Origin of the sequence: Bacteroides sedimenti, assembly GCF_040365225.1 — a bacterium.
GTDB lineage: Bacteria > Bacteroidota > Bacteroidia > Bacteroidales > Bacteroidaceae > Bacteroides > Bacteroides sedimenti.
Genome location: NZ_AP028055.1, coordinates 2,144,299 through 2,160,703 on the forward strand (window position 1 = coordinate 2,144,299; position 16,405 = coordinate 2,160,703).

Sequence of the window (16,405 nt, forward strand, 5' to 3'; positions counted from 1 at the left end):
GTCTCCCGACAACCCAATCTTTGTTAACCTTAAATCTAATACCATGAAAAACTGATGCAAATATATGATATTTATGTTATACAACATATATCATTGTAAGATAAGCCTCATTATTTAACACAGTTTTGCATATTGTTTCAGATTTTATATCGTAAGAGATTATTCCACATAGAGAACAAGGCCTTTCAGGTACTCACCTTCCGGATGGTAAATATTTACTGGATGATCGGCTGGCTGAGTAAGCTGATGCAGAATTCTCACATTTCTACCCGACATAGCCGCAGCTGTAAAGACAGCAGTACGGAAATTGTCTTTGGTTACTACCTGAGAACATGAGAAGGTAAAGAGAATTCCACCTGGTTTAATCTTTTCGAATGCTTTGGCATTTAGCTTCCGGTAACCTTGCAATGCATTTCGAAGCGCATCTTTATGCTTGGCAAAAGCCGGTGGATCGAGAATGATCAAATCGTACTGATCACCCATCCGATCGAGATACTTGAATGCATCTTCTGCATATGCTGTATGACGAGGATCGCCCGGGAAATTAAGTTCTACATTTTTATTGGTCAAATCAATCGCTTTGGCCGAACTATCGACAGAATGAACCTGAGTGGCTCCTCCACGCATGGCATAGAAAGAAAAACCTCCTGTGTAACAAAACATATTCAATACGGAACGTCCCTTGGCATATCGCTCAAGCAAAGAGCGGTTTTCACGCTGATCCACAAAGAATCCGGTCTTTTGTCCTTTGAGCCAGTCCACATGAAACTTCAAACCATATTCCAAAGCAACATTATCAGAGCTACCCCCTTTGATAAATCCGTTTTCCTGTCCCAGGTCGGCCTTAAAAGGCAGGGTGGTTTCCGATTTATAGTAGATATTCTCAATGGCACCATCCATAACACGAGAAAGTGCCTCGGCTATTTCTGAACGGTAAACGTGCATGCCAACAGAATGAGCCTGCATTACCGCTGTGTGGGCATAAATATCGATTATCAACCCGGGAAGACTATCTCCTTCACCGTGTACAAGACGGTAGGTGTTGTTGGTGGGATTACCGGCTAGCCCTATGCTTTTACGTAAATCATATGCTATCTGTAGTTTACGAACCCAGAAATCCAAATTCACTTTTTCCTCTTTAAACGAGAGAACGCGTACAGCAATACTGCCCACCTGGAAATGCCCCAGGGCTATAAACTCTTTTTTGGAAGTATATACATCCACTATTTCACCTTCTTCGGGTTCTCCTTCGAAATGATGAATTGCTCCTGAGAAAATCCAGGGATGGAAACGCTTCAAAGATTCCTCTTTCCCTGCTTTCAGATAAACTCTTTTGTATGTCATTTATTTATTCTTTTTCTTCAATCTCTGGTTCAACAACCTCTTCTTTTTCATAATTACCTGTCTTGTGCAGTTCCTGAAGCAAATTGTAGATCTGCAAACAAGTCCACGCATCGGTGGCTGCATACTGTTGCTGAGACGGACTAAGAGTTTCAGCTTCCCAGTTGGACAGACGCTGTGATTTGGAAATTTTATACCCGAAGAGGATTGCATAAATTTTTTGCAGACTTTTATCCTGAATACCGAACGGCTTGACAAACTCTTGCAGCTCGATACAACTCTGTTCTTTAAAAGGTGCCCGTCGGCGCAATGCCATGAAATCGTCTTTAAGAGATAGTCCAACTTTTACAATATCTGGATTTTCAAGAAGTCTGATCAATGCCTTTGGAAATCCCATCAGGTTAAGTCGAAAGAGGAAGCAATGCCCCCCTGTTGCAATTTGGAGCAATGAAACCTTATGGATCTGCCCTTTAACGAAAGAGGGTCGGGTTTCACTATCTATACCCACCACAGGATACTGACTCAGGAATTCAACTGCCCGCTCGGCATCCTTATCTGTACAAATTGTAATAATCTTGCCTTCGAAGGTAGCCTTCGGCATGTTTGATATATCGTCTTTCGTTATTGTTCTTCTTACAATCATAATTCTTCATCCCTCAAATCGTCATCTCTCTCCTCTTCTTCTTCATCATCAGCATTATCTGCATTATATTTAGCGTCGTGCAGGGCTCTTAATGTATTGACAAGCTTTTGCCCCCAATACATTCGAAAATTTTCCTGGCATATAGCCAACGAGTCATGCATGGTTTCGTTCAAACCAAGCTGGAAGACAAAAATAAAGTCTTTCAGGTCCTGATAAATATCTGTCAGGTCTTCCGATATACATTTCTTTATGGGCGTATCACTATATGCCATTTCCGGAAGAAACACTTCCAGATAATCGTCCTTCTCTCTCAGGACTGAAGCAATATTCATTCGCATCAGTTCATAGATTTCTTCAGTGACATAAGTCTCAGGCGCTTCATCTCCCATCATCTCACAAGGAGGCAGCAGAGAAGCTTTGAGATAAAGGAGAGGTAATATTTTCAACGTGGTATCAACAAAGGAACTTCGCCGGGCATTTTCTGAACGCTCCAGAAAAGCACAGAATTCGGCTGCCACGGTTACAAATTCCACAACATCCCTGCTAAATATCACTTCATGATTTTTTTCCATACTATATTTCAATTGAGGCGCAAAGTTAACAAAAAAAGAGGGAATGTAACTGCAAATCAATGTATTTTAACTCGAAGTATACAGAGTTGCATTGTTTACAACAAAAGATACGCCAATGACTAAAAACAAGATTATAAAAGAACATTCTGTTATAAATAGCTGATTTCGCATAATATATACATTAATTTTGCACAAAAACAAGATCTTCTCACACACAAAGAAGAGCAATATTTCCGGGGATATTTTTTATCAAATTCATAGTCAAAGCAAATGTTATTTTATTATTTTTGCAGAATCAAACATAAAAAGCAATATTCTTCATGGCAAAGAAAAAAACAGATAAGAGCCCGGTTTCAGAACCGGTTTCATCCAATAAAATTACTCAAACCCTTAGAAACGAAACCTTTCATTTTGTAACAGGGTTGATGATGGTGATTTTTTCAGTCTACCTCTTGTTGGCCTTCACCTCTTTCTTCTTTACCGGAGCTGCAGACCAAAGTATATTGGACAGTCCGGATCCGGGACAGCTTGCATCGGTAAACAATCACATCCGTAATTATGCAGGTTCCAGAGGTGCCCAGATAGCTAGTTATCTTATTAACGACTGCTTCGGAGTATCCTCCTATCTGATATTGCTATTTCTTTCTGTCTTCGGAATGAAACTAATGCGAGTACGTAACTTCAGACTCTGGAGATGGTTTATTGGCTGTTCGCTGTTATTAATCTGGCTATCGGTATTTTTCGGATTTGCATTTATGGATTCTTATAAAGATAGTTTCATCTATCTGGGAGGTTTACATGGATACAATGTAAGCAACTGGCTGATCTCACAAATTGGATTTCCGGGTGTTTCACTTTTATTGCTGACAACAGCCATCTGCTTTCTGATATACCTTAGTGCACGAACCATTATTTATATCCGACGGTTATTGCAACTTAACTTCAGAGAGAAGAAAGAAAGAGTGGCCCCGGTCCCGGTAAATGAGGAAACGCCTCAGGATTTTACAAACCCCAAGCCCAAGACTGTCAACTTCAGCCTGGATCAAAGCTTTGAGCAAACGCCAGCTGCTCAGCAACCAGTAATTTCACAACCAATGGAGATATTTCCTCCTGTTGTTGAGAGTCCTGCAGAAGATTGGGTTAAATCCAATCTGGGTAAAGAACCGGATGAAATGGATAATATTCACGAAGAAGCCGATGAGGAATCTGAAGATAATGAGCCGGAATTTAAGATTGAAACCGCCAGCTCGGATGATGATGAAACCTATGACGCTTCTACTCTGGGACAATACAACCCAAAGCTGGATCTGGAAAACTATCGTCACCCGTCTCTTGACTTAATGAAACGGTACGACAACAATGAACCGGCCATTAACATGGAGGAACAGACAGCCAATAAAGATAAAATCATCGGCACTCTGAGAAGTTTCGGTATTGAAATCAGCTCAATCAAAGCAACGGTGGGTTCAACTGTTACCTTGTACGAAATTACCCCGGAAGCCGGGGTTAGAATCTCAAAAATCCGCGGATTAGAGGACGATATCGCCCTGAGCCTTTCGGCATTGGGCATCCGTATCATTGCACCGATTCCGGGAAAAGGAACTATTGGTATTGAAGTGCCAAATTCCAATCCCAAAATCGTTTCCATGCATTCCATCATCTCCTCGAAGAAATTTCAGGAATCATCTTTCGAACTGCCGATTGCCTTTGGTAAGACTATTACCAACGACATCTTTATGGTGGACCTCTGCAAAATGCCCCACGTACTGGTTGCGGGTGCCACCGGTCAGGGTAAGTCAGTAGGACTGAATGCCATCATTACCTCTTTGCTTTATAAAAAACACCCGGCAGAACTGAAGTTTGTGCTGATTGACCCGAAAAAAGTGGAATTCAGTATCTACTCAACCATTGAGAGACATTTCCTTGCAAAACTTCCCGATGGAGAAGAGGCTATCATTACAGACTTTACCAAGGTGGTCCACACACTGAACTCCCTCTGCATTGAAATGGATACCCGGTACGACTTATTGAAGAAAGCTCACACCCGTAATATCAAGGAATACAACGAGAAATTCATTAACAGAAAACTGAATCCGGAAAAGGGACATAAGTTCATGCCGTATATCGTGGTGATTATCGACGAGTTTGGTGACCTGATCATGACCGCCGGTAAAGAGGTGGAACTTCCCATTGCCCGTATTGCCCAGCTGGCACGTGCCGTGGGTATTCACATGATTATTGCAACTCAGCGTCCTACTACCAATATCATCACAGGAACCATCAAGGCCAACTTCCCGGCCCGTGTTGCTTTCCGCGTTTCTTCGATGATGGACTCACGTACCATCCTCGACCGTCCGGGAGCCAACCAGCTGATAGGACGCGGAGATATGCTCTTCCTGCAGGGCAGTGATCCGGTTCGTGTACAATGTGCATTTGTTGACACACCTGAAGTTGAACAGATTACCAACTATATCTCTCGTCAGCAAGGATACACCACAGCATTCTATCTACCCGAATATGTGGGAGATGAACCGGATAACAGCATTGCCGATGTGGATATGAACCGCCTTGACCCAATGTTTGAGGATGCCGCCCGTCTGATTGTGATTCACCAGCAGGGTTCAACATCACTCATACAGCGCAAGTTCTCCATTGGATACAACCGTGCAGGGCGCATCATGGACCAGCTGGAAAAAGCCGGCATCGTAGGCCCATCAGAAGGCAGCAAGGCACGCCAAGTGATGTGTATCGATGAAAATGATCTTGAAATGAAGCTAAACAACCTGAGATCATAATTGATTTTTAAACAGATTATTCACTTTAAAAAGAGTAATAAAATGAAAAAGTACATTCTTACCTTATTAATAAGTGTATTTATTCTGCCCGGTTTTGCCCAGAAAGATGCACAAGCTAAAAAGATTCTGGACCAGACCTCGGCTGCGTTTGCTAAAGCGGGAGGCATAAAAGCAACATTCAGTATCCGGACAGGAGGTGAACGCACCAATGGTGTGCTGCAACTGAAAAACAATAAATTCGTGCTGAATACAAACGATGCCATTACCTGGTTTGATGGAAAAACCCAATGGAGCTATCTAAAACATAGCGATGAGGTAAATATCAGCAATCCATCACAGGAAGAGTTGCAAAGCATGAATCCGTACACAATGCTGAACATTTATAAAACAGGATTTAATTACAAATACAACGGCATGGTGGGCAATAATCACAAAATTACCCTGACTCCGTTAAATAAGAAGGAGGCAATTTCACGAATCACTCTGCTTATCTCGAAAAACAATTATCAGCCTCAACAGATAATAGTGGAACAACAAAATAACAAGAGTGAGATTATCATCACCGGTTATCAAACAAACCAATCATACTCTGAATCGTTGTTTAAGTTCAACAAGAAAAATTATCCGAATGCGGAAGTCATCGATTTAAGATAATAACAACAAAAAATATGGAAACAACAGAAAAAACAAGATGCCTGATCATCGGTTCCGGACCGGCAGGCTATACTGCTGCCATCTACGCAGGACGCGCCAACCTCTCTCCTATTCTTTATGAAGGGTTGCAACCGGGTGGCCAGCTCACTATAACTACCGACGTGGAAAACTTCCCGGGATATCCTGACGGAGTGGATGGCAACCAGTTGATGGACGATCTGAAAAGACAGGCCGCTCGCTTTGGTGCAGACATTAGAAGCGGCATGGCTACAGCAGCCGACTTAAGTAAGGCTCCTTATAAGATTACGATTGACGGAGAGAAAATTATCGAAGCACAGACCGTAATCATTGCAACCGGTGCCACCGCGAAATATTTGGGACTGGAAGATGAGAAGAAATATGCCGGAATGGGCGTGAGTGCCTGTGCCACCTGCGACGGATTCTTTTACCGGAAAAAAGTGGTAGCTGTAGTGGGTGGAGGTGATACCGCCTGCGAAGAGTCAATCTATCTTGCCGGACTGGCAAGTAAGGTTTACCTCATTGTTAGGAAACCCTTCCTTCGTGCCTCAAAAATCATGCAGGAACGAGTACTGAACCACGAAAAAATTGAAGTCTTATTCGAGCATAATGCTGTTGGCCTTTTTGGAGAAAACGGCGTAGAAGGTGTACACCTGGTAAAACGCATGGGCGAACCTGACGAAGAACGTTATGATATTGCTATTGACGGTTTCTTCCTGGCAATTGGCCACAAACCCAACTCGGATATCTTTGCTCAATATCTGGATACTGATTCGGTAGGCTATATCATTACCGAAGGAAACAGTCCAAAAACCAAAGTCCCGGGAGTATTTGCAGCCGGTGATGTGGCTGACTCCACTTATCGTCAGGCAACGACTGCTGCTGGAAGCGGATGCAAGGCTGCTATCGAAGCCGAACGTTATCTGGCCGAGCACCAGCTCTAAAGGAACTTTTATTTAGATTAATCTCACACATTTGGTATCCCGATAAAGCGATTAAATCTTTATCGGGATATTTATTTTTAATACAAAATTACTTACTTTGTGATTTTAATGCTTTTTATACCGACTTATTTATGAAATAACTAACAGTTTATCTAATTCGTATAGATTATGAAACATTTATTTAAGAGCTTATTTGCTGCTGCATTATTATTCTGCGCAGGCATGACTTTCGCTCAGCAACAAATGCCTTCTATCCCTGTTGACAAAAATGTCAGAGTCGGGAAGTTAGAAAATGGACTAACCTACTACATCCGTAAAAATACTACTACGGAAAAAAGAGCCGACTTTTTCATTGCTCAGAAAGTAGGATCTATTCTTGAAGAACCACAGCAAAGAGGGCTGGCACACTTCCTGGAACACATGGCCTTTAACGGGACAAAGAATTTCCCGGGAACAGAAAAAGGTCTGGGTGTAAAAGAGTGGTGCGAAACAGTGGGAATAAAATTCGGTACCAATCTTAATGCATATACAAGCATGGAAGAGACGGTGTATAACATATCAAATGCACCTGTTACACGTGATGGAATAATAGACTCATGTCTGCTGATTTTGCACGACTGGTCGAACGACCTGTTGCTTACCGACAAGGAGATTGACAAGGAACGTGGTGTGATTCACGAAGAGTGGCGCTCAAGAAGTTCTTCATGGCTTCGTTTGATGGAAAAGGCATTGCCCGTAATGTTTGCAGGTAGCAAATATTCTGATTGTCTGCCAATCGGTACCATGGAGGTAATTGATAACTTCAAGTATAAATCACTTCGTGATTATTATGAAAAATGGTATCGTCCCGATCTTCAGGCTATCATTGTAGTTGGTGATGTTGACGTAGATGCCATCGAAGCTAAAATAAAGAGACTCTTTGCCGATGTGCCTAAACCGGTGAATCCGGCAAAACGCATCTATTATCCTGTAGAAAATAACAAGGAACCTATCGTGGTAATTGGGAAGGATAAAGAACAGACCAACATTGAGGTTACGGTATTCAATAAACACGAAGCATTCCCTGATTCTTTAAAGAACAGCATCGCCTACATGGCATTATTATATGCCAAAAATATGATTGGTTCCATGCTGAACACCCGTCTGGAGGAACTTAAACAAAGTGCAACCCCTCCTTTTATTGAAGCATATACTTATGATGGCAACTTCAGTATTGCTAAAACCAAAGATGCATTTACCGGAGTAACAGACTGTAAGGAAGATGGAGTTGAAACAGCATTAAGCACCTTGCTTCGTGAAATAGAGAGAGCCGGCCGGTTTGGATTCACAGAATCGGAATATGCACGTGCAAAAGCCGAATTCCTAACTGAGATGGAATCAGAGTACAACGAACGGAACAAAAAGAAGAATAACGAATACATCAGACAGTACGTATCAAACTTTACGGAAAATGAACCAATACCAAGCATCGAGGATGAGTATAGCCTGATGAATCAGATCGCTCCCAACATGCCACTCAGCGCAATCAACGATTTGATGAAATCATATCTATCCGACTCCAATCAGGTAGTTACACTCTTCGGACCGGATAAGGAAGGGCTGGTATATCCTTCAAAAGAACAAATTATCAACATTCTGAAAAATGTCAAGAAGGAGGAACTTACAGCATACGTAGACAAGGTGTCTAACGAGCCTCTCATTCCGGTAATGCCAAAACCTGGAAAGATTGTATCAACCAAAGAGAATACCATCTATGGCACTACTACGCTTAAACTATCAAACGGAGTGAAAGTTGTGGTGAAGAAGACCGATTTCAAAGCTGACGAAATCAATATGAAAGGGTTCAGCCTCGGTGGTAACTCATTGATGCCTGACTCTGAAATAATAAACATCTCGACAATGAACGATGTTATTCACCTGGGTGGTTTAGGAAACTTCAGCGAGTTAAACCTGCAGAAAGCATTAGCAGGTAAAAAGGCTTCGGCATCTTCCTATGTATCAACAAACGTTGAAGGAATAAAAGGTAGCTGTACTCCAAAAGATCTGGAAACAATGCTACAGCTTACCTACCTGTCATTTACCGCTCCGAGAATGGATGCAGATGCTTTCGCTTCGTACAAGACACGCACAAAAGCAACTCTTCTGAACCAGGAAGCAAATCCGATGACTGCATTCAGCGACTCTGTAACTTATGCACTTTACGGTAAGCACCCCAGAGCCATACGCCTCAAGACTGACATGATTGATCAGATTGATTATCAGAAAATTATTGCTCTTTACAAGGAACGTTTCAAAGATGCAAGCGATTTCACCTTTATGTTTGTTGGTAACATCGATTTGAATAAAGCTAAGCCATTATTTGAACAATACTTGGGCTCACTGCCATCCATCAACCGAAAGGAGACTTTCAAAGATACGAAAATGGATATTCGTAAAGGTCAATACACAAATGTATTCCCAAAGAAACAGGAGACTCCGAAAGCTACGGTATTTGCTCTCTATAACGGAAAATGCAAGTATACTGCCGAAAATGACATTAAGATGAGTATACTTAGCCAGATAATGAGCATTGTATATACCGAAAAAGTACGTGAAGAAGAAGGAGGAACTTATGGAGTAAGCGTATATGGAAACCTCAAGAAGTACCCTAAAGAAGAATTCACTCTGGAGATTTTCTTCAACACAGACCCTGCCAAGAAAGATAAGCTGACAAAGATTATCTTCAATGAGATTGACAACATCTCACAGAATGGCCCGTCAGAGGTGAACCTGGCTAAGGTGAAAGAGTATATGTTGAAAAAATACAAAGAAAACCTGAAAGAAAATACTTATTGGTTAAATAACCTGGACGAGTATTTCTATACCGGAGTAGACATTTACACAAATTATGAAGCAATGGTGAACAAAATCACAGCTAAAGATCTTCAGATGTTTGCTAAAGAACTGTTCGGTCAGAAAAATCAGATAGAAGTAACCATGACCTCTCCTGATACAAAATAACAACTAATTTCAGAAAGAGGGACAGGAGTTTTGACAGAAACTACTCCCCTCTTTCTTTTTACCATAAAACCATTACTTATGCTTTTACTGGAATTACGGAAACATGCCCGACTGGCAGCAAAACGTCACCCGATGTTCGAGAAGAACAAGTTCGGTAAGTTTTTTATGTATTTCATGAAACTCTTCTGGGCCGGGTATTTTATTTTCTTCGGTATACTATTCGGGATGGGACTTTCGGAAGATAATATCGTTATGGAGCCATATCATATTTTCAACAAAGGAATTCTGATTATCCTGATAATTGATTTTCTGCTTCGTTTTATTTTTCAGAAGCCCCCTACTCAAGAGATAAAACAATACCTCTTGCTTCCTATAAAAAGAAACAAGCTACTTAACATCCTCCTTCTTAAATCGGGAGCCGACGGCTACAATGCATTCTGGCTTTTTATGGTTGTACCGTTTGCTTTTATCACAATCTTAAAATATTACGGAATAACAGGAGTTATCACCTACTGCTTTGGGATTTATCTGTTGATGATTCTTAATAATTACTGGTATCTGCTGTGTCGTACGTTGATTAACGAAAAAACGATATTTGTGCTGATTCCAATCATCTTTTATTCTTTACTGGGAGTAGCAGAGTTTGTGTTGGAACATCGCATCAGCACCTTTACAATGAATCTGGGCGAGATGTTTATCATGAGCAAACCACTTGCATTTCTGGGTGTTCTGGTTGCTATAGCCCTAATGGCATGGATTAACCGCGTTATAATGGTTCGTAACCTTTATGCCGAACTCTCCAAGTTAGAAGACACCAAGGTGAAACGGGTGTCGGAATACAAATTCCTGGAACGTTACGGAGAGGTGGGCGAGTACTTCCGCCTTGAACTAAAATTGCTATTCCGCAACAAGAGAACAAAATCAATGTTTCGCATGGGATGTTTCCTTATTATAATGCTTACTGCCATGCTTTTCACCCCATCATACGAAGGAGCCTTTGGCAAAAGTTTTGTGGGAATATACAATTTCGCCATTCTGGGAATATTGATGCTGACTCAGATTATGAGCTTTGAAGGAAATTATCTGGACGGACTCATGAGCCGCAAGGAGTCTATCTACAACCTGCTGAGAGCTAAATACTATTTTTATAGCTTTGCTGTGATTGTACCATTTATCCTGATGATTCCTGTTATTGTAATGGGAAAAATATCCTTGCTCACAGCATTTTCATATGCTTTGTTTACCACAGGGTTTATCTACTTCATCATTCTTCAGTTGGCAGTTTACAATAATAAAACCACCCCTTTGAACGAATCGCTGATAGGTCGCCAGTCAACCGGCACCGGTTTCCAAAGTATCATCAGCCTGCTATCGTTCGGTATTCCCATGCTAGTAATCAATCTCTTAAGAATCACACTGGGCGAACCTGCCAGTCTTTGGGTATTATTAATTATCGGAATAGCATTTACATGCACGTCCAACATCTGGATTAAAAACATATATGTACGCTTCATGAAAAGAAGATATAAGAATATGGAAGGTTTCCGCGACACGAAATAAACCAGAACATTTTCTTTTTCATGAATAAATTTATTTTAAAACAATTGTAATATGGCAACAATATCAATCAATAATTTACAGAAAAGCTTCGGAGAAAAAAGAGCTGTCGATATAGAGAACTATACAATTAACGAAGGAGAGATACTAGGACTTGTAGGTAACAACGGAGCCGGAAAAACCACTTTCTTCCGTTTGATTCTCGATCTGCTGAAGGCAGACAACGGAACGGCTCATATAAACGAAATAAATACCTGTGAAAGCGAAGAGTGGAAAAACATAACGGGTGCATTCATTGACGACAGTTTCCTGATTGATTACCTCACTCCGGAAGAGTATTTTTACTTTATCGGGAAAATGTACGGACTAAAAAAGGAAGAGGTCGATGAACGATTACAGCCATTCGAACGTTTTATGAACGGAGAGGTTGTAGGACAAAAGAAGTATATCCGTAACTACTCAGCCGGAAACAAGCAGAAAATAGGTATTATCTCTGCTTTGATTCATCAGCCTCAGCTGCTGATTTTGGATGAGCCGTTCAACTTCCTTGACCCCAGTTCTCAATCCATCATCAAACACGTTCTGAGAGATTACAACCAGCAGACCGGTGCCACCATCCTGATTTCAAGTCATAACCTGAATCACACCACCGACATCTGTCCCCGGATTGCATTGCTCGAAAACGGAAAGATTATCCGCGACATCAACAATACGGACAATTCGGCAGTGAAGGAACTGGAAGATTATTTCAATGTGGATTAAGCTATTCGCACATATCGGATGAATAAGTGAGTTAATTATCCATTTTAGAAAATAAAGGCTATTAGTCAGCTGATTATGCGGAGAAAATAAAGAATTACCGAAAACTGAATTATAAGTAACTAAAACATCATGAAAAAACTAATCACACTTGCCTGCATCCTGCTCTTTGCATCTTCTGCAAACGCACAGTTGCTATGGAAAGTATCCGGCAATGGACTTAAAAATCCTTCCTATCTTTTCGGCACTCACCACCTGGCTCCTCTTTCCGTTCTGGATAAAGTACCAGGCTATAAAGAGGCTTTCGGTGCAACCACACAGGTTGTTGGCGAGGTAATTATGAAAGATCTCCAATCTCCCGATAACATGCAGAAAATGCAGAAAGCTATTCTTATATCAAACGATACCACTGCACAGATGCTTTTCACAGAAAAAGAGCAGGAAATGATAAACTGTTTTATAAAACCGACTTTAGGATTCGACCTTAACCAGGTTCCCAAGCTGAAACCATCCTTCATCTGCGCCATGACATCAGTTACTATTATTCGCAAGTCACTTCCGGGATACAATCCAAATGAACAACTGGACGGTTATTTTCAGACTAAGGGAGAAGAAACTGGAAAAAAAGTTTCGGCATTGGAAGATATTGATTTTCAACTAAAACTAATGTACGATTCACAATCTCTTAAAAGACAGGCAAAACTACTGGTATGTTCGTTGAGTGATACTATTAAACTTGTAAAACAGGCAAAAGATCTGAACAATGCTTACCTCTCTTTCGATCTGAAAAAAATGATTCAATTGTCGGAAGAGAGAGACGGCACCAGCTGCGACCCTCTTCCGGGAGAATTTGAAGCACTGCTTGAATATAGAAACAAGGACTGGGCAACCAAGCTTCCTGCCATCATGAAAGAAGCATCTACCTTTATCGCTGTAGGTGCATTGCACCTGCCGGGAAAAGCAGGCCTGATTGCCTTACTCAAGAAACAGGGTTACAAGGTTGAACCGATGAAATAAAAACAACCCCGAAAATTGAAACCCCACATAGCTGCCCTCGTCACGACTTCTTACAGAACCGTGGCGAGGGCAGCTTCTTTTTTGCAGTCGACGCCGTTCATCCGGAATCCTTCGCCATGAATTAAAACGATCTTGTACAAAAGAATGCATTGTTCTGTACAAAAGAAAACAATCTTCTGTACAAAAGAATCTATTCTTCTGTACAAGAACTTACTACTCAAAAGAGATGAGTTATAAAACTACTCCGAGGGACGCATAAGAAGACTTTTTTGGAAACACATGATGCATTAATGCCGGTGTACTCTCTTGCCCATGAAACGGTTTCGATATTTCATTTGCAACCGTCTTTTTTACTTCAACATGGCGTTTTACATCGCTGAAAACTGTCTCAATGTTTCATTCGAAGAAACATGGAGCCTGAACCTACCCCACCCCATTTCCCCATATAATTGATTTAAAAAAGTCGCGCAGTCACGCAAGTCACGCAAAAACAACGTATCAATCTGATTATGTGACACTTGCAAGGTGCGTGACTTCTGCGTGACTTCTTTTATCTCACGCAGAAGTCACGCACCCCACACAACACTGATTACCAATCAATTACAATCATTTCGCGCGACTTGCGTGACTTGTGTTACTTTTTGAAATTACTTTTATAGGGAGAATGATGGGCTGGTAAAGCAAAAGGCTTGGGATGGGTTTTAAAGATGCTTTTTGATTCAGGTGGCATAATTACAAAACCCGAAAAGCAGAAAAGATGAAAGAAGAACTCATTTAATCATCTGAATGCCATAAAATTCACAAAATAAATTTGCTGGATTAAAATAGAATCAGTAATTTTGTGCCCTGATTATTCCGCGTTAAGGTAAATAAGTGAGATTAAGTGATTAAGATCCACCTTCCGGAGAGAACCTGTATAACATTATAACAGATGTACGTAATTGTAGAAATTAACGGCCAGCAGTTCAAAGCAGAAGCTGGAAAAAAAATGTATGTTCACCACATACAAGAAGCTGAAAACGGTGCTACTGTCGAATTCGACAAAGTATTGCTAGTAGACAAAGATGGCGTAGTTACAGTTGGAGCTCCAACAGTAGAAGGCGCAAAAGTTGTTTGTGAAGTTGTATCTCACCTGGTAAAAGGTGATAAAGTAATCGTATTCCACAAGAAAAGAAGAAAAGGTTACAGAAAACGCAACGGTCACCGTCAACAGTTTACAGAGTTAAATATCAAAGAAGTTGTAGCTTAATCAATTAAAATTTAAGAAGAAATGGCACATAAGAAAGGTGTCGGTAGTTCTAAGAACGGCCGCGAATCACATAGCAAACGATTAGGCGTTAAAATATATGGTGGACAAGCTTGCAAAGCAGGTAACATCATTATTCGCCAAAGAGGAACAGAACATCACCCAGGTTTGAACATCGGTATGGGTAAAGACCACACTTTGTTTGCATTGGTTGATGGTGTTGTAAGTTTCAAGAAAGGTAGAGAAAACCGTTCATACGTATCGGTAATCCCAGCTGAAGCAGAAGCGTAAACAAAGAGATTATCTCAAATCAATACAGAAGTTCCCGTGACAGATAGTCGCGGGAACTTTTTTTATTAATATCGGGTATTAGCCAAAATAGAAATAACATCTTATCCGATTTTTATTTATCTTTGTGGCTCTTAACGAAAAAACAAAAAACTGTATAAGATATGCTTACACTTAAAGTTATTACAGAAAAGACCGATGAAGTTCTTCGTGGTCTGGAAAAGAAACACTTTAAAGGCGCACAAGAAGCCATTGACAAAGTGCTGGAGTTAGACAAGAAAAGACGTGCCGCACAAAACGAACTGGACAAGAATCTTGCCGAAGTTAACGCCCTATCAAAATCCATCGGTAAACTGATGAAGGAAGGGAATAAAGAAGAAGCTGAATCGGCACGCGCAAAAGTAAGCGAAATCAAAGAAGGAAATAAAGCACTGGAAGCGGCCATGAACGAAGCGGCCGAAGAGCTTCAGACACTTCTTTGCACTATCCCTAACCTACCCCACGAATCTGTGCCCGAAGGCTATGGCGCCGAGGACAACAAGGTGGAGAAAATGGGAGGTGTAACACCCCAACTGGCAACAGATGCGGTTCCCCACTGGGATCTTTGCAAAAAATATGACCTGATCGACTTTGAACTGGGTGTTAAAATCACCGGAGCAGGATTCCCTGTTTACAAAGGAAAAGGTGCCCGCATGCAAAGAGCACTGATCAACTTCTTCCTCGACGAAGCCCGCGAAGCCGGTTACCTCGAAATTCAGCCACCGTATGTGGTTAACGCCGCTTCCGGTTACGGTACCGGACAGTTGCCCGACAAAGAGGGACAGATGTATCATGCCAACGAGGACGATCTTTACCTGATTCCTACTGCCGAAGTTCCTGTAACAAACATCTACCGCGATGTGATTCTTTCAGAAAGCGAACTGCCGGTTATGAACTGTGCATATTCTGCTTGTTTCCGCCGCGAAGCAGGTTCATACGGAAAAGATGTACGCGGGCTGAACCGCCTGCATCAGTTCGATAAAGTGGAAATTGTACGCATCGATAAGCCCGAGCACTCTTACGAATCACTGAAAGAGATGATTGCTCATGTTGAAAATCTGGTAAATAAATTAGAACTTCCTTATCGTATTCTTCGTCTTTGCGGAGGCGATATGAGCTTCACATCGGCCATTACATTCGACTTTGAGGTATATTCGGCCGCACAAGAACGCTGGTTGGAGGTTAGCTCGGTATCTAATTTTGAATCATACCAAGCCAACCGTTTGAAATGCCGCTATCGTTCAGGAGAAAAGAAGACTGAACTTTGCCACACACTCAATGGTAGCGCGCTTGCCTTGCCACGTATTATGGCAGCTCTGCTCGAAAATAATCAAACCTCTGAAGGCATCCGCATACCAAAAGCGTTGGTTCCATACACAGGGTTCGACATCATCGACTGATAATTTACTGCATAACATGCATTTATAATAATATAAGAACGTTTCACTATGTTAACTCTGGTGAAACGTTTTTCGTTTTTATACCCCATCATTTTGATATCAGAAACAATAAGATTACCTTTGTTGATAACA

Annotated in this window: 13 protein-coding genes; 10 read left to right on the forward strand and 3 right to left on the reverse strand. The window is 41.3% G+C overall.

Features of this window, described 5'->3' with window-relative positions:
* Positions 1-159: 159 nt before the first annotated feature.
* From ABWU87_RS08585 to ABWU87_RS08595, 3 genes are read right to left on the reverse strand one after another with little or no spacing between them, the layout of a single operon-like run.
* On the reverse strand, positions 160-1,344 hold the full coding sequence (locus tag ABWU87_RS08585; protein WP_353329893.1) for a class I SAM-dependent rRNA methyltransferase: 1,185 nt from the start codon (positions 1,342-1,344) through the stop codon (positions 160-162).
* 4 nt (positions 1,345-1,348) lie between these two features.
* Positions 1,349-1,984 carry a 3'-5' exonuclease gene (locus tag ABWU87_RS08590; RefSeq protein WP_353329895.1) on the reverse strand — a complete coding sequence of 212 codons (636 nt, stop codon included), beginning with the start codon at positions 1,982-1,984 and terminating at the stop codon, positions 1,349-1,351.
* Positions 1,981-2,556 (reverse strand): DUF5063 domain-containing protein, encoded by a 576-nt coding sequence (locus ABWU87_RS08595; RefSeq protein WP_353329897.1) that lies wholly within the window; start codon positions 2,554-2,556, stop codon positions 1,981-1,983. Before ABWU87_RS08595 ends, ABWU87_RS08590 begins: the two co-directional genes overlap by 4 nt.
* A 320-nt stretch (positions 2,557-2,876) precedes the next feature.
* Here ABWU87_RS08595 and ABWU87_RS08600 point away from each other — a divergent pair, with 320 nt between their 5' ends.
* The 10 genes from ABWU87_RS08600 to serS all read left to right on the forward strand — a co-directional run bounded on the left by ABWU87_RS08600 (position 2,877) and on the right by serS (position 16,273).
* The gene (locus tag ABWU87_RS08600; protein ID WP_353329899.1) at positions 2,877-5,351 is read left to right on the forward strand and encodes an FtsK/SpoIIIE family DNA translocase; all 2,475 of its coding nucleotides are present in this window, start codon (positions 2,877-2,879) and stop codon (positions 5,349-5,351) included.
* Between the two features lie 42 nt (positions 5,352-5,393).
* Positions 5,394-6,005, forward strand: a complete 612-nt coding sequence (locus tag ABWU87_RS08605; RefSeq protein WP_353329901.1) for a LolA-like putative outer membrane lipoprotein chaperone — start codon at positions 5,394-5,396, stop codon at positions 6,003-6,005.
* Positions 6,006-6,019: 14 nt separating this feature from the next.
* Positions 6,020-6,967, forward strand: a complete 948-nt coding sequence (trxB, locus tag ABWU87_RS08610; protein WP_353329903.1) for a thioredoxin-disulfide reductase — start codon at positions 6,020-6,022, stop codon at positions 6,965-6,967.
* A gap of 168 nt (positions 6,968-7,135) precedes the next feature.
* Positions 7,136-9,967: a M16 family metallopeptidase gene (locus tag ABWU87_RS08615; RefSeq protein WP_353329905.1), complete on the forward strand. Its 2,832-nt coding sequence runs from the start codon at positions 7,136-7,138 to the stop codon at positions 9,965-9,967.
* A gap of 78 nt (positions 9,968-10,045) precedes the next feature.
* Positions 10,046-11,527 carry a DUF5687 family protein gene (locus ABWU87_RS08620; RefSeq protein ID WP_353329907.1) on the forward strand — a complete coding sequence of 494 codons (1,482 nt, stop codon included), beginning with the start codon at positions 10,046-10,048 and terminating at the stop codon, positions 11,525-11,527.
* 51 nt (positions 11,528-11,578) lie between these two features.
* Positions 11,579-12,286 carry an ABC transporter ATP-binding protein gene (locus tag ABWU87_RS08625; protein WP_353329909.1) on the forward strand — a complete coding sequence of 236 codons (708 nt, stop codon included), beginning with the start codon at positions 11,579-11,581 and terminating at the stop codon, positions 12,284-12,286.
* 129 nt (positions 12,287-12,415) lie between these two features.
* Positions 12,416-13,300 (forward strand): TraB/GumN family protein, encoded by an 885-nt coding sequence (locus ABWU87_RS08630; protein ID WP_353329911.1) that lies wholly within the window; start codon positions 12,416-12,418, stop codon positions 13,298-13,300.
* A gap of 931 nt (positions 13,301-14,231) precedes the next feature.
* Positions 14,232-14,549, forward strand: coding sequence for a 50S ribosomal protein L21 (gene rplU / locus ABWU87_RS08635; RefSeq protein ID WP_353329913.1), 318 nt, complete (start codon positions 14,232-14,234; stop codon positions 14,547-14,549).
* A 21-nt stretch (positions 14,550-14,570) separates the two neighbouring features.
* Positions 14,571-14,837, forward strand: a complete 267-nt coding sequence (gene rpmA, locus ABWU87_RS08640) for a 50S ribosomal protein L27 (RefSeq protein ID WP_353329915.1) — start codon at positions 14,571-14,573, stop codon at positions 14,835-14,837.
* A 161-nt stretch (positions 14,838-14,998) separates the two neighbouring features.
* Positions 14,999-16,273, forward strand: a complete 1,275-nt coding sequence (gene serS, locus ABWU87_RS08645; RefSeq protein WP_353329916.1) for a serine--tRNA ligase — start codon at positions 14,999-15,001, stop codon at positions 16,271-16,273.
* Positions 16,274-16,405: the final 132 nt, after the last annotated feature.